This is a genomic window from Spongorhabdus nitratireducens (genome assembly GCA_947387575.1).
In the GTDB taxonomy this organism is placed as follows: domain Bacteria; phylum Pseudomonadota; class Gammaproteobacteria; order Pseudomonadales; family Endozoicomonadaceae; genus CANDOC01.
On sequence record CANDOC010000001.1, the window covers coordinates 494,214 to 516,032 of the forward strand.

Annotated in this window: 17 protein-coding genes and 1 riboswitch; of the genes, 6 read left to right on the forward strand and 11 right to left on the reverse strand. The window is 49.4% G+C overall.

Annotated features, from left to right (window positions below):
- Positions 1-21 precede the first annotated feature (21 nt).
- Entirely contained in the window at positions 22-723 is a 702-nt protein-coding gene (locus ACYZZ0_RS02225; RefSeq protein ID WP_461534937.1) for a hypothetical protein, read from the forward strand.
- A 188-nt stretch (positions 724-911) separates the two neighbouring features.
- Here ACYZZ0_RS02225 and ACYZZ0_RS02230 read toward each other — a convergent pair whose 3' ends face one another.
- Positions 912-2,498, reverse strand: coding sequence for an alkaline phosphatase (locus tag ACYZZ0_RS02230; RefSeq protein ID WP_461534938.1), 1,587 nt, complete (start codon positions 2,496-2,498; stop codon positions 912-914).
- 248 nt (positions 2,499-2,746) lie between these two features.
- On the opposite strand from ACYZZ0_RS02230, the gene ACYZZ0_RS02235 reads away from it, so the two are divergent.
- Together ACYZZ0_RS02235 and ACYZZ0_RS02240 are read left to right on the forward strand one after the other, a co-directional pair.
- Positions 2,747-3,289 carry a hypothetical protein gene (locus tag ACYZZ0_RS02235; RefSeq protein WP_461534939.1) on the forward strand — a complete coding sequence of 181 codons (543 nt, stop codon included), beginning with the start codon at positions 2,747-2,749 and terminating at the stop codon, positions 3,287-3,289.
- Between the two features lies 1 nt (position 3,290).
- Positions 3,291-3,800: a hypothetical protein gene (locus ACYZZ0_RS02240; RefSeq protein WP_461534940.1), complete on the forward strand. Its 510-nt coding sequence runs from the start codon at positions 3,291-3,293 to the stop codon at positions 3,798-3,800.
- Positions 3,801-3,810: 10 nt separating this feature from the next.
- Here ACYZZ0_RS02240 and ACYZZ0_RS02245 read toward each other — a convergent pair whose 3' ends face one another.
- Positions 3,811-4,329 (reverse strand): structural protein, encoded by a 519-nt coding sequence (locus tag ACYZZ0_RS02245; protein WP_461534941.1) that lies wholly within the window; start codon positions 4,327-4,329, stop codon positions 3,811-3,813.
- A gap of 125 nt (positions 4,330-4,454) precedes the next feature.
- On the opposite strand from ACYZZ0_RS02245, the gene ACYZZ0_RS02250 reads away from it, so the two are divergent.
- A complete protein-coding gene (locus ACYZZ0_RS02250) occupies positions 4,455-5,255 on the forward strand; it encodes a hypothetical protein (protein WP_461534942.1) in 801 nt (266 codons plus the stop codon).
- A gap of 417 nt (positions 5,256-5,672) precedes the next feature.
- On the opposite strand, the gene ACYZZ0_RS02255 is transcribed toward ACYZZ0_RS02250, so the two are convergent.
- From ACYZZ0_RS02255 to ACYZZ0_RS02270, 4 genes are all read right to left on the reverse strand, one after another.
- On the reverse strand, positions 5,673-6,326 hold the full coding sequence (locus ACYZZ0_RS02255) for an MBL fold metallo-hydrolase (RefSeq protein ID WP_461534943.1): 654 nt from the start codon (positions 6,324-6,326) through the stop codon (positions 5,673-5,675).
- Entirely contained in the window at positions 6,307-9,432 is a 3,126-nt protein-coding gene (locus ACYZZ0_RS02260; protein ID WP_461534944.1) for an efflux RND transporter permease subunit, read from the reverse strand. The genes ACYZZ0_RS02255 and ACYZZ0_RS02260 overlap by 20 nt, the downstream gene beginning before the upstream one ends.
- On the reverse strand, positions 9,386-10,507 hold the full coding sequence (locus ACYZZ0_RS02265; RefSeq protein WP_461534945.1) for an efflux RND transporter periplasmic adaptor subunit: 1,122 nt from the start codon (positions 10,505-10,507) through the stop codon (positions 9,386-9,388). Before ACYZZ0_RS02265 ends, ACYZZ0_RS02260 begins: the two co-directional genes overlap by 47 nt.
- Positions 10,508-10,612: 105 nt before the next feature.
- Positions 10,613-11,317 carry a TetR/AcrR family transcriptional regulator gene (locus ACYZZ0_RS02270; RefSeq protein WP_461534946.1) on the reverse strand — a complete coding sequence of 235 codons (705 nt, stop codon included), beginning with the start codon at positions 11,315-11,317 and terminating at the stop codon, positions 10,613-10,615.
- Between the two features lie 622 nt (positions 11,318-11,939).
- Between ACYZZ0_RS02270 and ACYZZ0_RS02275 the strand changes: the two genes are divergently transcribed.
- Positions 11,940-12,269, forward strand: coding sequence for a MarR family winged helix-turn-helix transcriptional regulator (locus ACYZZ0_RS02275; protein WP_461534947.1), 330 nt, complete (start codon positions 11,940-11,942; stop codon positions 12,267-12,269).
- A gap of 53 nt (positions 12,270-12,322) precedes the next feature.
- Here ACYZZ0_RS02275 and ACYZZ0_RS02280 read toward each other — a convergent pair whose 3' ends face one another.
- Positions 12,323-13,366: a hypothetical protein gene (locus ACYZZ0_RS02280; RefSeq protein WP_461534948.1), complete on the reverse strand. Its 1,044-nt coding sequence runs from the start codon at positions 13,364-13,366 to the stop codon at positions 12,323-12,325.
- Between the two features lie 118 nt (positions 13,367-13,484).
- Between ACYZZ0_RS02280 and ACYZZ0_RS02285 the strand changes: the two genes are divergently transcribed.
- Positions 13,485-13,673, forward strand: coding sequence for a hypothetical protein (locus ACYZZ0_RS02285; RefSeq protein ID WP_461534949.1), 189 nt, complete (start codon positions 13,485-13,487; stop codon positions 13,671-13,673).
- A 14-nt stretch (positions 13,674-13,687) separates the two neighbouring features.
- On the opposite strand, the gene ACYZZ0_RS02290 is transcribed toward ACYZZ0_RS02285, so the two are convergent.
- From ACYZZ0_RS02290 to ACYZZ0_RS02305, 4 genes are all read right to left on the reverse strand, one after another.
- Positions 13,688-15,700, reverse strand: a complete 2,013-nt coding sequence (locus tag ACYZZ0_RS02290; protein ID WP_461534950.1) for a hypothetical protein — start codon at positions 15,698-15,700, stop codon at positions 13,688-13,690.
- A gap of 57 nt (positions 15,701-15,757) precedes the next feature.
- Positions 15,758-17,563: a hypothetical protein gene (locus ACYZZ0_RS02295; protein WP_461534951.1), complete on the reverse strand. Its 1,806-nt coding sequence runs from the start codon at positions 17,561-17,563 to the stop codon at positions 15,758-15,760.
- 262 nt (positions 17,564-17,825) lie between these two features.
- Positions 17,826-19,028 carry an enoyl-ACP reductase FabV gene (gene fabV / locus ACYZZ0_RS02300; RefSeq protein WP_461534952.1) on the reverse strand — a complete coding sequence of 401 codons (1,203 nt, stop codon included), beginning with the start codon at positions 19,026-19,028 and terminating at the stop codon, positions 17,826-17,828.
- Between the two features lie 199 nt (positions 19,029-19,227).
- Positions 19,228-21,486, reverse strand: coding sequence for a hypothetical protein (locus tag ACYZZ0_RS02305; RefSeq protein WP_461534953.1), 2,259 nt, complete (start codon positions 21,484-21,486; stop codon positions 19,228-19,230).
- Positions 21,487-21,614: 128 nt separating this feature from the next.
- A riboswitch (yybP-ykoY riboswitch) is annotated at positions 21,615-21,814 on the forward strand.
- Positions 21,815-21,819 lie beyond the last annotated feature (5 nt).

The following is a 21,819-nucleotide window of genomic DNA, read 5'->3' on the forward strand; positions in this document are numbered from 1 at the left end:
ATTGCAGACAGGTGCTGTGCCATGCAATTTGAAGTCAGTCCGGAATTAATGGAGGCAACCACGCTTATTACGGGTCATTTACCGCAGGAGCAGTGGTTGTTGCAAGGAACATCCCGTTATAGTTTTGACCAGACTACAGAGGAAGAGCGCTCAGGTGAGAGATTTTCCAGAAAGGCCGCACGAAACTATTTTTCCGGATTTGTACTTCGAGGTGATACGCGCCCAAAAGAGCTGATTTTCAGTCAGGGTTTTCAATTACGACAGGGGTTCAGTGAAAATGAGCGTGATATATCCTGGCGTATTGCCAAGGCAATGGGAGTCGAACGCCGAGTGTCCAATACTGGTAGAGAAGGTATCTCAACCACTTGTCGTTATCAAACAGCTCGAGTGTTTTCCGAGCGTGCACCAATATTCTTGATTGATGGTCGTGGAATGTGGGGGGTGATTATTGAACATTCCGGTGAGCAGCGTGAAGATCCTCCATATGCTGAAGTCAATTATCTGCATAGTATTCCACCGTATGCGGTTCTGGGTGTCTTACCGGACGGAGTAAAGAATATGTTGACGGCAAACCCCAATTATAAAGGGCTGGATAGTGAGTTTGCGGGTGACTTTACGACGGTTCGACGCTGGTTAAATGGATCAATGCCATGCCAGACGAGAGCCAGAAATCTTCGAGATTTTCCGGAATGGGATATCATTGAATCGGGTGAATCTTCATAATACATGATTGCGCATAATATATATTATGTTAAATCGGGTGTGCACCACTCGATTCGGACCTTATTCGATGTCCCCTTCTATCAAATTACATAACTTGCTTTATTAAATGAGTGTTTGGGGGTAAATCAGCGGGTTGAAAATTTGAAGTGTCAAGGCTTGAAACCCTGACACTTCTGGCAGCATCAGGATTACAGCGCTTCCATCAACTTGCGACCCACTTCAGTATGGTGCTGCAGGCCATCAAACCGATCCATCAGCTTTTCCGGGCCGTAGGCCATGACTGCAACCGGTGTGCCGGTGTGAGTACCTGTGCCCCACACTACATTCTGCTGCTCAGCCAATGCCCGACCCAGCAGGTTAAGGTGAATATCCTGTCCATAGACAAAGAACGCAGTGAAGTCGTCTACCTTAGGCAGGGTTTTGGCTGAAAGGTATTTGTGACCCGGAGTCCGGTAAGGGTTCGGACCGGTTTTCAGGACTTCTGCAGCCTGCTCTTCGGTAATGGTAAACGGACCGGAGGCATTGACAACTTTAGCCAGTGCCGCCGGTGTTTGTTCTGCCGGTGGCAAGGCACGGAATTCTCCGATAATGCCGTAGAAGCTGGCTTTCTGGTTGTACAGGTTATCCAGAATCTGCGGTGCGCCAAAGTTAAAGTTTGGTTTGTAGTCACGCTTGGCAAAAGCTTCGCCCGGCAGCTTTTTAGGCTGGGGCAGATTGGCGGCGGAATAACTGAAGCCGAAAGAACCGGTTTCATGGTCAGCGGTGACTACGACCAGAGTGTCTTCCCGTTTGCTGGCCCATTCATAAACGGCATCAACCGCTTCATCGAACTTCAACATTTCATGCAGCATTGTGGCAGCGTCATTATTATGTGCCGCCCAGTCGATCTGACCGCCCTCCACCATCAGGAAGAAACCGTCCTTATCCTGGGACAGAATGTCCAGTGCTTTTACAGTCATCTCTTTCAAGGATGGCTGAACCCGCTCTGCACTGTCCTTGCTTTGGGTGTAGGCAATACCATCCATCATCCCGGAGTAAGCAAACAGTCCCAGTACCTTGTCGTCAGCTTTGGCCAGTTGATCCCGGTTAAAAGCCAGTTCATAGCCTGCTTTCTGCGCTTCCAGCAGCAGGTTACGCTCATCTTTACGCTTGGACTTGATACGAATATCACCACCGGTCATTTCAACCAGTTGCTGGTAAATCTCACCTTTGTCGTTAGCAGACTTGGGAATCCAGTAACGCAGGCCACCGGACAGCATCACATCTGCACCGGTTTGCAGCATATCCTCTGCAATCTGGTTTTCCAGAGAGCGATGAGGCTGGTGAGCCGCAAAGGCAGCTGGCGTCGCATGAGTCAGACGGGTATCAGACACTAGACCGGTGGCTTTACCCATACTTTTTGCCTGCTCCAGAACGGTGCGGGCAGCGTTGCCGTCCTGATCAAGACCGATCGCCTCTGAAGGAGAAAACTTGCCAGTCGCCAACTGGCTGGCAGAGCTGGCGGAGTCTACCACCATGGAACCATGGGGATAGGTCATGGACAGGCCAACCGTACCGGCATCTGCTAGCCGGCTCATGGCAGTCTGGCCGTCTTTATAGATGGAGTTGGGCGCCAGTCGGGCATAGCTTTCCAGCATACTGACCTGCTGCGGGCCCATACCATCGCCAATCATCAGGATTACATTGCGTGCCTTGTCAGTACCTGCCAGTGCTGATGCAGAGACAGTTGCAGCCAGCACTGCTGCACAAAAGTTCGTTTTGAACCTTGTTGTCATTCGAATTCTCGTTAGCAAATTTATTGTCATGTTTGCCTGTTTCAGCTGCAGCCCAGCTGAAGGCAAGCGGGCATCATAGCGTTTCAGTGACGCTGATTGAAAGTCATTCTCAAATTACGTCCTCATCTGCCCTGCCCGTTATAGCCCGTAAATATGTCGTTTTTATGAAAAGTCTGACGTTTCCCCAGGGCTAACTTATCGGTAACCCTTGCCGACAGCCTAGGTATTGGCCTTGGGAGATAAAAGTCATGAAGGGAATGGTTCATAGCATCTGGCTGCTGGCGGCCTTGTTGATCACTTTACCGCTATCGGTATCCGCTACAGACCTGGAAACTATTGAAACCATAGAAGCTGCGGCTGTAGAAAAGGCTTCCAATAATCTGAGTTATACCGTTATTTCTGGTGGTGTTGGCTTTGCATTGAAAAGGTCTGACCGGAATCAGAATCGAAAGAGATACCGATCCCGGTGGGTGTTCAAGAATGCCAATGACTGGTACAACCGGTATCCCAATGTCAAGCTACCAAAAGAGATAGAGACCGCTTTTCAACAGGGTAAAGCTGTAGCCATTGCCGCAGTGCATTTTACGACCACTTCAGGTGGAACCTGGGTCAGAGTGGTAAAAGTGATACAAACAGAAAATGGCATTGAGGTTATTTTCGAACGAGCCCGGGCCTGTTCGAGAATCGTGAACAAGCAGATGGGAGCTGGCAGCACCGCTGTAGTATTTGATGCCGGGAACCAAAAGGTGACTGCAAGAATGAGCAGTCCGGCCTGTGAGCGAAAAAAATAACATGAAACAACTGACGATGCTGCTGGGGCTGCTTGTGACAGTTTTGTTCTCTGTCCCTGGCTCGGCTGTTGCTGGAAAAAATACCGATAGCCTTGACTATGCGGTTATCAAAACTGATGTAGGCTATGAACTGCTTAAGGATGATCAGGCTCAGGGGCGTGACAGGCGTCGTCACAGTTTCTGGGTCTTTAGCAGCATTGACCAATGGTATGAGGCATACCCGAATGTGCAGGTGCCGGGCAAAATTGCAAAGGCGTTTCAGAGCAATAAAACCGTAGTTGTGGCCTTTCACTTTTTCACGACAACTTCAGGTGGTGTCTGGGTCAGGGTTGCCGATGTGCGTCAGACAAAGAAAGGCATTGAGGCCGTGTTTCTAAGGCCGCAGGCTTGCCCGCGCACAGTCAATAAAATGGTCGGTCAGGCGGGTATTGCTGTTGCTCTCGATCCCCATGGCAAGCCTGTCAGCGCCACCATGGATCTTTTAACCTGTCAGCACAGAAAAGATCCATGACAGTGTCACGTTAAACCAGATTTACTCCTTCCCTGATCATCTGCATCGAATACGGCTGATGGCCGTTTTCATGCTGGATGATGGCGGCAATTAACTGTGGATAGTGGTCTTTTTTTACTCGCGTTCCCGGCTTTACTCCAAGCTGTCTGGAAACACTACTGACATAGGCAGAAGTATTGTTTTCTGTCGGTGGTGCCCAGGTGGTAATCACCTGTTGTATGGTCACCACTCCCCTTCTCTCATAGCTGTTCAGAATACGCGCCATGGCCCGAATCCCATAGCGGGGGTCATCAAACTGGACAAATGATTTGTCCCGCTGCTTTTTGCGCATACCGACCCAGTTATCACCATGGCGGATATTGCCCGGGTTATTGTTGCGGATACCTCTTGGCTGGTGATCATGCTGGCCTGTATGGCGCTGATATTTTGTCTTTTTGAATTTCTTTTTTGAGGAAGCGGATAGCCGGAACAGTTTGAAAAGCTTTTTCTTCCAGCTGGATATTTTCTTTTTAAAATACTTTAACTTCATTCGCTAATGCATTGTTATTTGGGAGGTTGTCACTCTACTCAACTTGTTATGCAGATACAAACCACCAACTTCAGGCAAGGCTGCTATTGTTCGAATGTACTCATGAGTCGCTTGCGGAGTGCACTGTGTTTGTACCATCGGGCAGTATGGTCATTGGTAATACCCTGATCCATCGGGCGGTTTCCGATAATCCTGACTCTATCGTCTATGAGATCAGAACCGGCCAGCCCAACGGGGTGCCATCAGCCAAGCGCTTTTTGGAATTCCACTTTGTCAGCGAACCGACATTGCGGCATACCGCCCGCCAGGCTTCCTATTTTGTAGCTATTCAACTGGGACTGTTTCCCGGCGTATTTACTGCGCCCTACTCCATCTCATACGTTGACCATTCCGGCCGAAGGCCGCGAACAAGACAGGGACCACTCAAGGTACATAAAATGCTGTATGTCAGCAGTCTGGCTGAAGGGTTCAAGCCGGAAGTTGCAACGGCTCCGGCGGAAGGACATATTCGTGCTGACGGCATTATCTGCTTTTTTCTGTTTGATCCTGCCGGCTCAAAAGCCGCAATCTATGCCCGGATTGACAAGAGTTTCGGACTGATCAAGGCGCTGGATACAAACTTTGATGACAACTCTGCGATGATGTTTTTTGCCAATACCCTCGGCCTGCCCTGGCTTTACCATCGTGAAGAGCAAGCCTCGGGTGCAACTGTAGAAGTGCCCAGTCTGTTATCCCGTACAGCCGAGACGATTGCAGATGAGCTGGTGCCCTGCTCCGGCTCTATGGCTGAATTGCAGCAGCTGCTGCCACCGGGTCTCTACCGTTATATAAAAATGACGGCCCTGATACGGGGAACCCTGCCCATAGCCAATGAACAGGTGTCTGTATCGGAGGTTGATGATGACAGCTTTGAAGTTCTGGGTTGATATCGTTCGGATTAAAATAGTTTTTGCAAAAATAGGCTGACTCAAAGGTTATCTGCAGTCCATCGGCCTGGCGACTGATAATCGGAAAGAGGGAGCAAGAGCTTGAGCTAACACAGACTATCAGTCCGCCGAACTTTTTCTTTACGATACTGACTTCATCTTCCGGGCTGGAAGAAGCAGAGGTCACCGGCCCGGCAGTATTTTCTGAGCCTATTCTCATAATCAGCCTTCCTGGCCAAACGGGGTACTCTATAAAAATAACCGGGATCAGTCCCGGGAAGACAAACAGGGAGGAATGTCTTGAATAGAAGGTTTTACTGCCTGGGTTCAGAGACTGGTTATTGCTTTTACGGTGCTGCAGGAACACCTGCAGCACCAGCACACTTGGGAAATGATAAAGACTGTTTATTTATCCATTCAGGCTCCTTGTTCTATTTTCTGCCTGGTCAGGGCGAGCTGCGGGTCAATGGCATTAACCCACTCATCCCTGTTTGAGAATCGCCCCAGCCCGGTTTTGCCAACAAAACCACTGCTCATCACCAGATCCGGCGTCAGCTGTCGCAGTTGCTGCAGACTGGAGTGGATGGCCTGATAGCTGCCTCCGGCATTTTCCAGCACAAAGGTGGACCACTGTTCGTTCCACTGGAAAAAAGTATCGCCGGTAAACAGGTAATACTGGCCATGTGGAGACTGATAACCGAAGCAGACACTGCCATCGGTATGGCCCGGAGTGTGGAAGATATCGATGTTTTCCAGCTGACGACTGGTCTCGTCAAAAGTTACATCAGCTATCGCATGCCGGGCTACGGCAGCTGCTTCCAGCGCACTGCAGCACAAGGTTGAACTGAAGCGGTCACGAATCCGGCTCAGGGAAGTGCCGGCTTCATCACGATGAGTCAACAGTTGATAACGAATACCTCCCAAGCCATCCATCTGGTCCAGTTCCTGATTATTGCCCGTGTTGTAAAACAGCACATTGCCTTCAGGTCGAGTCAGGAAGTAGGCATGGGAGTTCAGCATGCCAGAGCTGTAAAGCTCCGTTTGCCATAAATCAGGCTGTAGCTGATTCATGCGACAGGTCTCCATTTTCAGTGCGAATTGCAGAATGATCTGAAGCCAGCAAGGTATAGAACATGGGCAATACAAACAGGGTAAACAGGGTGCCGATCATCATTCCGGCAACCAGAATAATGCCAATACTGTTACGAGCCTCAGCGCCGGCGCCGGTTACCAGCACCAGCGGGAAGTGGCCCAGTACTGTGGCTGCAGTAGTCATCAGGACTGGCCGCAGCCGGGTTGATGCTGCTTCAATCACCGCCTGCATTCGATTCATGCCCTGCTCCTGCATATGGTTGGCGAATTCCACAATCAGGATGCCGTTTTTGGCGATCAATCCGACCAGTGTGATCAATCCGATCTGGGAGTAGATATTGATCGTCGTCAGCCCCAGATACGACAGCATCAGGGCACCGGCCAGTGCCAGCGGAACACAGCCCAGCAGTACGGTTAACGGATCACGGAAGCTGTTGAACTGAACGGCAAGCACCAGATAGACAATCAGCAGTGAAACGCCAAGCACAGTTAACAGGGTATTACCGCCACGTCGCAGCTCGCGCGATTCACCGGCATAATCCAGACTGTATGAGGGTGGCAGCACTTCGGCTGCAGCGGCTTCCAGTGCTTCCAGTGCCTGCTCCTTGGTGACACCTTCAGCCAGACCACCATAGATACGGAAGGCATTCTGCTGTCCAAACGAGGCCAGACTGCGGGGGCCGGTTTCCCAGTTGAGCGTAGCTATAGTACTGACCGGAACATACTCCCCGGTCGGGGTTTTCAGGTGCAGTTCGAGTAGCTTTTCCGGATCAGCCCGATATGTCTGGCTGACCAGTGGAATAACCTTGTAGGCCTTGCCACGGTCATCAAAGCGGTTAACGAAGTTGGTTGAGAGGTACACCGACAGTTGATCACTGACATCGGCGACGGTCATCCCAAGATCGGCAATCCGGTCACGATCCAGCTGTAGTGCGGCCCTTGGAAGATCAATCTTCAGATCGGTATCGGCATAAAGGAAACGGCCGCTCTCATAAGCTTTCCAGATCATCAGATCGGCATAATTCTTCATGGTCTCAAAGCTGTCGCTGGAACGTATTACCATTTCAACATCGAACTGCCCTGCTGTGGGCAGCGGTGGCAGGGTGATCGGCAGAATATCCAGACCGCTGATACCGGATACCCGCTGATAAACCTCGGGGATCTTGTCGCGAGAAGTAAAGTCGCGCTGATCCGGGCTGACAAAACCCAATCCGGCAAACCCGCCACTGGGCTGGATGGTCTGCCACATCAGTTCGGTTTTTTCGATTGCCAGCAGGTTGTCGACAACAGGTTTGATATTTTCGGTGTTGTACTGCAGTGACGCATCCGGTGGAACCTGCAGAATCAGCATGATCATGCTTTCATCCTCCATTGGCGCCAGCTCTTTCGGTGAGTCCAGATAGAAAGGCACGACTGAACAGCTCAGCAGTAAAGCGGTAGCAACCACCTGGCTTCGCCAATTAAAGGTGCGTATCAGGAGGTTTTTATATCCCTGCTGAATGCGGGCAAAGCCGCGGTTTACCTGACGGGTCAGCCACCCTTCCCGACCACCCTCCGGCGACACCCGAGCACTCATGATCGGCGACAGGGTAATGGCAACAATGCCGGAAAAGATAACGGCGATAGCCAGGGTAAAAGCGAACTCCTTGAACAGTACCCCGGTGAGTCCGGACAAAAAGCCAATGGGTGCATACACCGCTGCCAGGGTCAGGGTCATGGCAATAATCGGTACCAGCAACTGACGGGAACTCAGCAGTGCTGCCCGGGTGCGGGACATGCCTTCACGCATCAGGCGGGAGATGTTTTCCACCACCACAATAGCATCATCGACCACCAGACCGACGGATAATACAATGGCCAGCACCGTCAGCAGATTCAGGGTAAAGCCGAACAGCTGCATGGCGGCAATAGCACCCAGAATGGATACCGGAATAGTCACCAGCGGAACCAGTGCGGTGCGGAAAGAGCCCATCATGGCAAGGACAACAATGCCAACCAGAACAACGGTTTCCAGCAGAGTGGTGCCAATCTCCTTTAACGCATTGCGCATATAGGTGGTAGCATCATAGGGAATGCCGATTTTCATACCGTGCGGCAAGGTCGGGTTAATCTTATCCAGCAGCTGGTAAAGGCGGTTGCCGATTTCAATTTCATTGGTGCCCGGTTGTGACCAGACGGCAATATAAACCGTTTCCTGCTGATCCAGCCGCGCTGTGGAAGTCGCTTCTTCCGAAGCCAGCTCGACATTGGCGACATCCTGCAGGTAAATGATGTTGTTGCCGGTCTGTTTGATTACCAGTTGTCTGAAGTCTTCCGGAGTGGACAGCAACGAGTTGGTCACAAAATCAATTCGCTGCCGGCTATTCTCGGCGTAACCAAGGGTAGCAATCGAGTTATTGGTTTCCAGCGCGCTGAAAACTTCCTGAGCACTCAGGTTAAACAGTGCCAGCCGGTCAGAGTCGAGCCAGATCCGCATGCTTGGCTTGCGGCCACCGTAGGTTTCCGCCTTGAGGACGCCATCCAGACTGTTAATCACCGGATTGACCTGACGCTCGATATAATCAGTCAGTGCAGTCTGGGTCATACCTTCGGAGTGAACATTCAGGTAAAAGATGGCAAAGGGTCGGTCTGCCCGGGTTACCGAGATAATGGGATCTTCTGCCGCAGCCGGTAGTTCCGAGCTGACCTGACTTAACCTGGCAGACAGTTCGGTCAGGGCCTGGTTACTGTCGACATCCAGCTTGAGCCAGACTGTCACGGTACTGTTACCCGCAGTACTTTTGGACTCCACATAGTCGACACCGGGAATGGTTGAGGCAACCCGCTCTACCGGCTCACTGATAAAGCCCTTGACCACATCGGCAGAAGCGCCGGTATAAGTGGTCTGGATCTGCAGGCTGGAGCTTTCGATCTTGGGGAATTGCTGTACCGGAATATTACTGTAGCCCCATACCCCGGAAAGACAGATCAGAATACAGAGTACAATTGCGACAACTGGTCGATGGATAAAGATATCCAGCCATGATGAGGACTTCAGGTTACCATGTTCCATCGGAGGCTCCATCTGCGTTGCCCACTGCCGCATTCGGGTCTGCCAGCATGACTTTTACACCCTCATAGAGCTTGAACGCACCCTTGGCGGCGATCTGCTGGCCGGGTTCCAGTCCGGAGCTGATGATGACGGACTCCCCTACCCGGTCCTGCAGTACCACCGGCAGTTTACTGGCCCGGTAGCTTGCTTCACCTTCCGGGCTCAGCAGATAGACATAGTCACTCTGGCGATCATGCAGCAGCGAAACCTCGGGGATAATAATGGCGTTCTGACCAAGGCCGGCCTGGGCAATGACCTTGACCAGTGCGTTGGCTTTGATTTCATCCCGCGCCAGGCGCATTTCAGCCCGGTATTTCAAACTGCGGGAAGTAGCCGACAGCATCGGGTTAATAGCCGTAATTCTCGCCTGGTAAATGGACTGCGGCGATCCCACCGGGTGAACCCGGACTTCACTGTTGAGCGATAAGGGAAAGGCCGTCTGGGGCAGTTCAAAGTCAACCCGGAACAGATCACGAGTGCCGACCAGCGTTGCTATATCGGTATTGGCTTCCAGGTACTGGCCCGGCTCCAGATTGTTGATTGAAACCTGAGCATCAAACGGAGCCCGCAGTACTTTTTTATCGATTTTTGACTGCAGTACAGCAACATCAGACTCGGCTGTTTTCAGATCCTTGATTGCTTTATCAACCTCCTGCTGGCTGATTCTTCCTCCTTTCAACAGGGTTTCGAACCGTGCCAGCGTTGTACGTCCAAGATCCAGTCTGGCGCGGGCAGCAATCAACTGGCCCTGCTCTTCTGTATGATCAATTTCCAGCAGGATCTCCCCCTTGCGAACAATACTGCCGGAGCTGAACTCTATTCGGGTGATTTTGCCTGGCAGTTCATTGATCAACTTGATTTGCTGGTCTGGTACCAGCACCCCGGTTACTGTCGTTTCAGGCTGATAGAACTGCTGCCCGGCATTGACAGATTCCACTGTAATACTGGGTTCATAACCACCTTGCGGTTGCTCATTTTGTTGTTTCAGGCGGGTCTGGTACCAAAAAAAGGTTGCAGTAATCCCCGCCAGGATGATGGCAAAAACCACCCAGCGTCTTGTCGATGTCATGTTTTACTCTTGCTTTAGTCTGTCAGGTTTTATCGAAATTTATGTGCTGTCCTGCCGGGTTAGGGTTATGAAAGCAGCACCCTGCTTTATCTTCCTGTACTGGCTTTAGCGATAACCATTTGCTTCAAGCAGGTTGCAAACTTTCAGCAATCCGTCCCGGGTTACCGGTGTCTTCCAGTTATAGCTGTTGGTCATTCTGACCAGGCCGCGAATATAGATTGAGTCAGGGGATGGTGGCTGAACGTTAACCTTGTCGATATCTCGCTCCCAGAACTGAACCGTTTGTTGATAGCCGACGGTTAATGCCCAACCGGTGATATTGATCTCCTTGATCAGGTCAGTACGGCCTTCTATCTCCCCCTGTTCGACAGCTTGATGAAATGCGGTATCGAAAGGATCGGCCGTACGCAACATGGCGCTGTTGAGCCGATCCAGCCAGTTGGCGGATCCACGCTGACGAATCAGACGACTGTTAATCAGGATTCCCAGCTCATCGTCAAAGCTGTAACGACGCACCTTGCGCTGATCTGTCAGACTGAATGCAACCAGCTTTTCCGGCAGGGTGAGATCCAGCGACATAATAAGGCTGGCCCGCTCGTATTCATGATTGGCTTTACGAATCGCCAGTGCCAGCAGCACATCTTCCTTGCTACTGACATGCTTGTAGATCGACCCCATGGACAGCCCGGCGCCCTTGGCAATGGCTGACATGGTGAAATCCAGTAACGAACTGGACTCAATACATTCCTCGGCAGCAGCGAGAATCCGCTGTTGCTGCTCCTCAAATGAATATTTTGGTGCAGGTGCCACAGGACATACTCCCTTAATTAAAACAGCAGGGTTACAACACATAGATTGCGAAAGTATATTCGAACATCATTCGAATGAAAATATTGTAATTATTTCCTGACTGTGAGCACGGCCAGTGCCCTTAGAGAATGAGCGGTTTTTAGAGCAAAAAATGGCTGACAACATCAAGCCAGTATCGTCTGGTACACAGTCTGGCTCTTCCCTGCTCTATATATACGCACTTTATCGCTTTTGCCTGACCGTATATCGGTTATATGCATAACCCTTTGAGTTATTTGGATTTATACGGCTGAAAGCATGATTTGACGGCAAATTAATGGTTCTGAAGACGATTAAATTAAACAAAAAAGTGCATATAAATTAAACAAATTGACAACTCTGTGGTCATACCATGTGCTGGTGCCTTAAGAATGGAACTGATGTACATCTATGGGTGATTATTCGGCAAAATGCCAAATATGCGACTATATTGCATCAGGATTTGCCATAAAGGATGGTATCTGTCTAATATCTAGTTTCGATGGATCGAAAATCGGCAGCATTCATTGGTGAATATCCAAGGCTGGCGCCTCTGGTGTCGTACACGACGAAGAATAAACACTAGATAAAATGGGTGACTCTTATGACTCTTAAAGGACTTATAAAGCTGACTGATGTACTTGCAGAATACCCCCTGACCATCATCCAATGGCAGATTCTGCTGGTTGTTGCTGAAAACCCTAACTCCACTATCACTGACCTGGTTAATGAAGGCAAGCTGAACTGCGGCACTCCAAGTGACATCGCCGTTAGTGTCAAGCGCCTGGGTGAAGGCCGTCACGACCGTCCTGGCCTGAAGCTGATCAAGAAAGTACAGCACGAAGACGATGGCCGTTACTTCAAGCTGTCTCTGAGCCGCAAGGGCCAGAAGATGATCGAAAAGATCAAGGGCAACATCCGCAATATCCGCTAAGCCCATCTCCGGGCCCGATTTGATCTCGGGTCCGGAGGTCTTGTACTTCACACTTAGCGGGTCGCCTGTAGTCCGTCTAGAAATGCTGTCAGACGGACGACCTCTTTCTCCAGTTCGCTATTCTTCTGTTCAAGCTGCTTCTGTGTTACTTCCTGTTGCTTCAGGGTATTTCTTTCCTGAGTGATGCTTTCCAGTTTTGCTTCCAGTTCGCTGCAGTGATGATTCTGCTGCTGCAGATGAGCAATGGCGACAGCGATATCTTCAGGTTGCCCGAGCTTGATATTCAGATCATGTAAACAGCTGGCCTGTTGTTGCAGTTGACCATTGGCCTGGGTCAGCTCATTCAATTGCTGTTCAAGTTGCTCCCTGATGGCGGCTGTCTGTAACTGTTGAACCTCCTGCTTGCTCAGTGCGACCTTGGCCTTCTGTAGTTCTTCGGCATGACGTTCAACCCGCTTTTGTTCCAGCTGATGTGCCTGACGTTCACGGTCAGCTACCTGAATCCAGTGGTTTAGCAGTTTCTGATGACTTTCATCCAACCGCTGTTCCAGTTCCTGCAGTGCACTGGCCTTGTCTTTTTCTGCCTGTTCCAGCTGTTGAGCGCCCTGCTCTAACTGCTGTTCCTGTAATTGCAGCTGAGTCTGCTGCTCCCGGATCTGTTCCCTGTCTTCGAGGCTGGCAGTTTTAAGTTGTTCAAGCTGTTCTTCCAGTGACTTGTTTTGCTCCCGCGCCTGTTCGAGCTCAGCTTCCAGGGCTTCACGGGTCTCGGTCAGTTTACCTACGGTATCTGTCAGATGAGCAATGTCTTCTGCGTGCTGTTCATTTAGCAGACGCTGCTCTTCTGCCTGCTTGAACTTCTCTCTTCCCAGTTCCCGCTTTAGTACCCGGATCAGATCCAGCGACAGTTCGGTGTCTTCAGCATCCGATACCGCCTGCAGCTCCTGCCATTCACGGTAGTAAGGCAGCACCGTCTGCTTGCCCATACGGACTTCTTCCGCAACTTTCTGGGCATTGATCCGCTCATTGTTCTCCTGCATCCGGTCCAGGGTGCAAAAGATGCGTTCACGGCGACTATCGTCTTTGGAGCGTTCGTTCATGGCTTTTTTCTCTTTAGGTGAAACTTATAATACCGGTATTGCGATACCGGTATTATAAGTTTTAAAAAGATAAAGTGAAACCACATAAAGTACCGGTAATATTAATTACCGGTACTTTATGTATGCCGTTTGGCTGAGAATAAAGGGGGAGCAAAAAAGAGCTGAATTGCCTTTTAAAAAAGCGGCAGCTACTGAAAATCAGGATAAAAATTGCAGGGTTGCAAAAATGAAAAAGCCCCAGAGCAACCAGAAATTCAGTTGCTTTGGGGCGTTAGGAAAAAGAGGGTGTGATATGGAGCGTAGTTAATACAGGTGATCTGGCTAGTTAGTAGCTTCTTGCTTTCTGTTTGTTTTAATTGTGAAGCGAACTGTCTCTCCATTTGCAGATGACATTAGCGACTCAAGTGTCGCCAGTTGTAGTGAAACTTCCCCTCCCTGTATATCGGACTGTTGGCACTCAAAAAGCTTTCTTTGAATATTCTTGCGACCGGATTTCATATCATACCAGACAGTAAAATCACCGTGATCTTCATCCTCCGGGTAGTTTGAAACTACCATCACAAGCATGCTTGGGTTACGAGGATTTGGCTTGAGTTCAAACTTTATTCCACTATCAACATCAGCAGATCCGATTGTAAAATTGTCGCAATGCCCGAGCAGTGACATATCGAAACGCCGTACATCCAGGGTGTAATCCACTCCGGCCATAACGGGTGTGATAAACGGGGTCTCTGTGGTGTCACTTGCCTGCCTGATGGTAGAGACTATTGCTGCACAATACACAGGGCGAAGAACAAACTCTGCCAAACCAGTACCTTTACTCAAATGGCTTACTGGTAAAACACTCATCTTTATATATGGTTGGCCTGCTACAGGAAGGGCTGTGGGTAATGGTGTATAAACAGGAGCGGCCTTTTCTGCAGCTTTTTCCAGTTCATGCTTTGCGGTGATCCGGTGATGGGTTGAAATAACCCCTCTCAGCGTTCCAGTACCAGTATTGACCTCTTGAACAAGAGATACATTTTGGAGTTGTGGTTGACTTGTTGAGCTTGGAGGCTGCTCCCGGGGGGTTGCCTGAGCCTCGGGGGTAAGCGTCAGAACGACCTCTCCTGGATGTGCAGCATCATCGCCAAGATTAAGGCTCATTACATATTGCCGCCCATGAAAGGGAAAAGCACTGGATTGAACTGCTCCGGCAGAAACTGGTGTCATATCACCGATATAGTTCACAAAAATCAGGCCCGACTGATCTTCTGTACGGGAACCTGACGGAACAGCTGACAGGTGAGTTTCTGCTAGATCAAGTAGCTCAGAAAACTGCTTTTCGCTTTGGATCAGGGCTGCAGGGCTGCCCTGTGCACGCCGCTTAAGGCGCAGAATAAAAGTAACAGTAGGACCGGGCTTGCAGTTTGAGAGTACATCCTTATATGTAGGAGCAAGCACTATGTTGAAGGGATACCCTACGGTTTTCTCCAAATCTATACAGTTCTGTTGTGACTCTTTCCAGGATCCTGTAGCCAGTGATATCTCCGAAGTTGGCCCTTCATAAAGAAATTCGTAACTTGAAAAAGGCAGCTTTGATGCACCTTCATCCTGATGCACGCGAAATGTAATATGGTTCAGGGATGGGTACTTTTCTTTATTACCAAGCTCCATACGAAGGAGAGGACCATTACCCATTACTGATGATGATTTGATTTCTACATCAGGACTGACAAGAAAAAAATCCCCTCGTTTTGCCATAGCAATATCGTGGCGAGGTATCTGCCATTTTACTATGCACTGACGTCTTTCCATTTCCGCGGAAATGCATCCACGAAGCTGTGGGCGAATTGTGAAAAGGGCTTCATTGGTTCTCCTGTCGATATCTGTTATTGGAATCAGGCTTGTTAGTTTGACAACAAAACATTCTTTTTCCGGTGACTCCAGTATTGTTGCTTGTTGAAAGGCAACAGCCTGATTACTTTCTTCAAGGCAGTGCTCTCTTCGTGTTTCTATTATCAGGGAGCTGACATATGGGCTAAGTTCTTCTGTATATTTTCCTGTTACACGTAGCTCAACTCCCACATGCTCCTGATCTTCGGTTGTTCCGGCCGGATAGATATATAAAGTAGCCTTGCGCCCGAGGTAATCAAACTCTTCCGAAACAACAGGAACACCTGTACTTAGTGGTTCCGAAGAGCAGATAAGGTGCGCTTTTAAGAAATATGTTAGCGGAATACGCGACACAAAAACTTGAGAAGTAGCTGCATAAGAACAGCAAAAAGTCAGGCTGAAACACAGAAGCAGAAAGCGAGTATAGCTTCGAATATATCTCGTCTTGCAGTACATCATAGACGAACCCTTTAAGCGTGAAAAATATGATAAATATTCAGCTCACACGGAGATAATTCATTGTGTGCCGGAAGCCCCAAGAGCTACTTTTATACTGATCTTTGCGCCTTCTGCGAGACTAATCATTTCACTCTGGCTGCATAGCTTGACTCTGGCCGATCTTTGGGATCTGCCCAGAGATTGCTGTACAAGGGAATGCCATTGCCGGACACTTCCCTGACTGGAAGAGCGGTAGTATTCGACAGTAATGTCTCCATTGAAGGCTTTGGGAATATTGCTGGCGGTCAGATAAAGAGTGCCCTTTTGAGACTCCAGGCCAAATGAAACCTTGTTCTCGTCGACGCTTTCACCTCCCAGCAATTTGATCATCGAATCAGCCAGCATTGGTAAAATATGACGGTCAATACGAAGGGTATAAATCAGATTTTTCTCTGGCTCTGATTGCTTTGTGGCAAGGAAAGGTGCCTCTTTATCAACGCCTGCCAACTCTTCATCTCCCTTGGCTACTGACAGTCTGCTTACGGGACGAATAACAAATTCTTCAAAATTGACTGCTGTATTCATGTGCTTGCGTTTAACAGGCCAGCACTGCATCAAGCAGTTATCCCGAGTCACTATGCTGTCATCCGTGACATCAATATAGTGGCAGCATCCATACCTGGGCTGTTCAAGTGCTGTTAACGGACTGTACATAACCACAAAGCCCTGCAGCCCTTCCCAGCCTTTACCTCCTGCCGTAGCAGTGGATTCCCGTTCTTCCTGCTGAGCCTGCTTGATAAATAATTCAAGGCTATCCGTATTACCGGGACTACCTGCAGGAACCATCACCAGTTCCAGGCCTTTTTGGTGCCAAGTGAATGGTGCCGACAGCTCCTGGTTGTCTGTAGCTGAATTAAAGTGAAGCAAATGGACATACGCTGCATCCGCCACCTCATCAACGACTACCGTAACGGTGGGTTGTTTTAATGCCAGAATAAACTGCTCAGGGCACTCGAGTGGCGTTTTTAATTGGGCCTGAGTGGTTTTTGATGTCAGCTCAATGACGAACTGAGCACTCATTCCGGGCTCACAATGCTTAAGTGCATCTAGATAGGAAGTGTCAGTATTGTCCTGAATATGATCTGTATAGTCAGTATGAAAGCCTCCCCAACTACGGGAATCCAACACTTTTAAATGTCTGTCAGGCTTAACATATCCAAACTGGCTTTTTTTATAATGGAATTGCTGTTGTGGCATCTCAAATCGATATGTGATCTTTCCAGAACTTTTGTCACCGTGTAAGTTACCCAGAAAAAACTGAAGTTGATTTGTCGTTTTCTGACTTTTGTTGGTCAGTGCCCCACAGGCAGCCTGAGCCAACTGATGCTTGGGTATTCGCCATGTAAGCTTGCTATATCCCACCTCATGTACTTCTTCAAGATCACCGGTTAAATGAGGCCGTATAACAAACAATATTTCATCCCGGCTGCAGTCGAGGTTATCTGTTGCCATGTGGTTGAAGGGCCACATAGAAAACCCGCCTTTTTCCTGAACTTCTCCATTTTTTGTACGTCGTACTTCTCCTGCTGGATTATCAACAGTAAAAAAACGATCTTCACACAGAAATCCTGTAACACATTGATCCAGTCCTCCTTCATATGGATGATGAAAAATAAGCTGTATCAATACCCTGCCCGGATTCAAAGCATCACCAGTTGGGTAGACTCGAACTCTGGCATCTTTGTCCATCAGGTATTTAAATTCAGCAGACTCTACATGCTGTCCTGAGGTCAGCGAATCTCTGAAATTACTTAAGCGAACAAAAATATCACGACTTTGGGATACTACTACGGAGATTTCCGGGCCATTTGCTGAAGCAGTCATGAAAACTGCTGATCCGATATATAAAAAAAACAGCAGCGATAACGAAACAAAACTCAAAAGTCGACTGCAACCAGACATATTAAACCCCTGATCAATCTATCGTTTTGATATCAGTTTCTAAAAATGGTCCAAACCCTGTTATTTTTCAAATGGCGGGGTGGGTGTTTTCAGGTGGGTAGGTAAAAGTCGAACAGGCAGAATATATTGCCCCCTGCTACCAATATTCAAATGGTAACAGAGGACGATAAAAAAGGTTTAGTAATTAAATATCAATCACATCAAACGGCACCAGCGGATTAACATCAGCCTCGTAATCAACGCCTTCAACACCGAACCCAAACAGCTTCAAAAACTCTTCCTTGTACTGAACATAATCGGTCAGTTCGGACAGGTTTTCATTGGTCAGCTGTGGCCACAGTGCCTTGCAGTGCTCCTGAATATCTTCACGCAGCTCCCAGTCATCCAGACGCAGGCGGTTAGTGTCGTCCACTTCAGGGGCAGTGCTGTCAGCCTTGTACAGGCGCTCGCGGAACATGCGGTTGATCTGCTCGATGCAGCCTTCATGGATGCCCTCTTCGCGCATCTTCTTGAAGGACATGGCGATATACAGCGGCATTACCGGAATTGCGGAGCTGGCCTGAGTCACAACACTCTTTAGTACCGCAACATTGGCTGAACCGTTAACGGCTTTCAGCTGCTCGTCAATAGCGTGAGCGGCACGGTCCAGATCCTGCTTGGCCTGACCCAGCGCACCATGCCAGTAAATCGGCCAGGTGATTTCAGTACCGATGTAGCTGTAGGCAACGGACTTGCAACCTTCAGCCAGCACGCCGGCTTCATTCAGCGCAGACATCCACAGTTCCCAGTCCTGACCGCCCATTACGGTGACGGTAGCCGCTACTTCTTCTTCGGTAGCCGGTTCAACAGACGCTTCAAACAGCTGATCCTTGTTGGTGTCTACTGCAGTTGCGGTGTAGGTTTCACCCATCGGCTTCAGTACCGAGCGAATCACTTCGCCAGAGTCCGGCAGCTTGCGTACCGGAGATGCCAGGGAGTACACCACCATATCGATCTGGCCCAGGTCTTCCTTGATCAGCTCGATGGCCTTGGCTCGGGCTTCATGGCTGAAAGCATCGCCATTCAGGCTCTTGGCGTACAGGCCAGCTTCATGAGCCAGCTTGTCAAATGCGGCGGCATTGTGCCAGCCGGCAGTGCCCGGCTTGCGCTCGGTCGCAGGCTTTTCAAAGAACACACCGATAGTAGAAGCGCCGCCACCAAAGGCCGCAGTAATCCGGGAGGCCAGACCATAGCCACTGGAAGAGCCGATCACCAGCACTCGCTTGGGTGCATTCTCAATCGGACCCTGAGCCTGGGTGATTGCGATCTGTTCACGTACGTTCTGTTCACAGCCCACCGGATGGGTTGTTGTACAGATAAATCCGCGAATTTTCGGCTTGATGATCATTCCGTGCTCCGAAAGGGAAATCAATATAAGTATCAGCCGCCTAGCTTATCCAAAGCCGGCTGCGGCGGAAAGGGAGGATTTGCGAGTTATTGCAGCCTTATTGTTACTTTTCGTAGATTTTCCATGGTGAATGCCCTGCTGAGGTAATAGCTCAGGTAATAGTTCAATCGATAGCTCAGGCAATAGCTGAGGCAATAGCTCAGTCATATCGATGCCTGATTAAACCGGACGGAGGTGAACCGCCAGTCCAGACTGACTCCTGTACGGGCTTGCTGACAGGTTCCAGCGAGCGAAGGATGTCTCTTTCCCTGAACAGCACCGAGTTCCAGGGTAACGGAGTGCAATGCCGATGAAAGCACTGGGTGCACAGATTGACTTTCTTGCACTTGACGCAAAAGAAACGCAGGGATCCCGCTGAAATTTCACCCTGACATTTGCTGCAGCAGTTGCCGCTATAGTTCGCACATAACCGTGGTTTGAGTAAAATGCCTGCTTTACGGCAACCCGGGCAATCCGGCATTGCTTGAATAAGCTGTCTGGCGCAGACTTCACATACCGACCCGCAATTGTTCTGACAAATAAAGGCTGCATTCATTCCCGCAATGCGACAGAACATGCAGGTGACCCGCTTGCTAACATCCTGCAAAACCATGATGTTGCTGCATTGACAGGGAATAAGATATTCACGCCCGATACAGCGGTAACAGAAAACCTGATCATCATCTGTACGCCAACCGAAATCCTCAAAGTTAACGGGTACACTGCCGGTTGGAAGAATTCTACTTAATGATGCATTGCAGTTGTTGCAGGAAAGCGCGGTTAAATGACGGGTAGCTGTAATCTGGCTGGCGTCAAAACCGCGATCAGCCAGCATCTGGCACAGCCGCAAAGGCTGCAACTGCAAAGTCATTGCTGACAGAAGGTTCACTTTTATCCGCGACAGCTGACATTGAGCTGGAGGCATGCAGCAAGCATTCATAGCGCCGCAGATTCTTGCAGCAACATCCGCCTTCTTCTCGACTTTCAGCCTGTTGTTTCTGACAAACATAGCAATCAGGTCTGCAATCGGATTGATTGCATCTACATGAAGGTTGGGTTGGGCGTTAGCCCAGAAAATATTGACTAAATCCTGGTGTGACTCTCCGGCTGTATCCAGCATTATCAGCCATGATTCCAGGCTCGGAGGGTTCGAAGACAAGTTGCGTAACAACGCAATTAACACGCCCAGACATTCAGGTTCGTAGGGTCTGAGCAGTACACACTCTCTTGCCTGAAGTTTTCGTACAATGGTTGCTTCAGGGAAGTAAAGAGCTGCCAGTTTTGAATTTGTAGAGACTGCATTATTCCCGTCCGCCTCATTTTTCCCGAGCCATGGTACCGAGACAGTCACAAGCTCTTTGTCCGGAAGCCAGCCAATATCACACTCGGACAGTGTTCCGAAGCTATAACCCAATCGGTGGCACTCAGCTAGAAACTGATACAGTCTTGATAATCCATTCCAGAAGCAGGCCGATGCTCTGAGGCTATCCCCCTGTAATCCGGCGTCATATAGTCTTGTGACTTCAGGTAATATGCAGATGTAATAATTCTGTTCTATCACTGACTCTTCAATAATCTCTTCATAGAGTGCGGCGGGCCATATTTCATTGAGATGCTTTACCTTGCCTTGCAAAGCTGCACGACACTCTTGCTTATATCGCCTCCACTTTTGAGCATCATGTTTGAGCCCATTTGATAGGGGAGTTATCAATATATCTACAGGCTGATCTCCAATCTGTGCGGAAAGTCTGGCAATCTGGTTCAGCGGTGGTTTTCGTTTTACCAGCACAAGTGGCGGATTAATTTGAAAACGGGAGGTCAGGATATCTGCCAGTCCGGTTTCATCCGGGCCAATATCGGCTGCTTGTTCCCGATTAGACTGGGGCCCAAGGCTATCTTTATAAATCTTGTGGCAGCTAACCTGCCGGGATCCGGGTTTGTTGCAATGATGCCAGTTACCCAGTACTTCCCTAATCGGTATGTTTTGCTGGCAGCGTGTACATTTTAAAGTGCGTATATCATTTGCCATACCAACCAGATCATTGAAGTACTGAATCAGAATTCCTTCGTCAGGCTGACAACTATTCTTGCAGAGGGGACATTTGAAGGGCCTGCGGGACGCAAGTATTTTGTGACACTCTTCGCATACAGGATGAAAGCCTTTACAGAGCATTCTGACGGCGCGGGGTAGTTTGAAGGTCCCCTCGGTTCTTGCAGTGGTGCCTACGTATGTCTTTTTGCAAACCGGACACTCATCCCAGTACTTTATCTTGTCCAGAAGAATTGTTTTTTCCGAGATACCATCAGCCGGCAGATAATCGCAGGAATGGAGTGTGACTGCCTGAACTGAAGCCGTCCGCAACAACAGTGGCAGGCTGAATATAAGCATGAGCACCAATAATGTGCCTTTCTTATCCATCCCGTTTATTTCTGTATTAATAAACATCTTTGAGGCTGAATTATAGCGATTCCGGCAGTTGAATTCGGGCTGTTCAATTCCGATAGCTGGACTGACAGATTGCGAATCCGGTTTCAATCGCTATAATGCCCACTCTCTCAGGGGAGTAGCCTGCCCGATTTGTTCGGGTGCATACGTCAACATTTTCCCTGGCCCGCAGGCCATGGCGTATGCGACTGGTTGATATTTTCGGTTCAACGGAAATACAACAGTTTGGCAAGACCTGACGATAATGCACCGGCACGAGGGCCCGGAGTGTTGTTGTCTGGTTTCATTCAGCCCTCCGAACTGTCC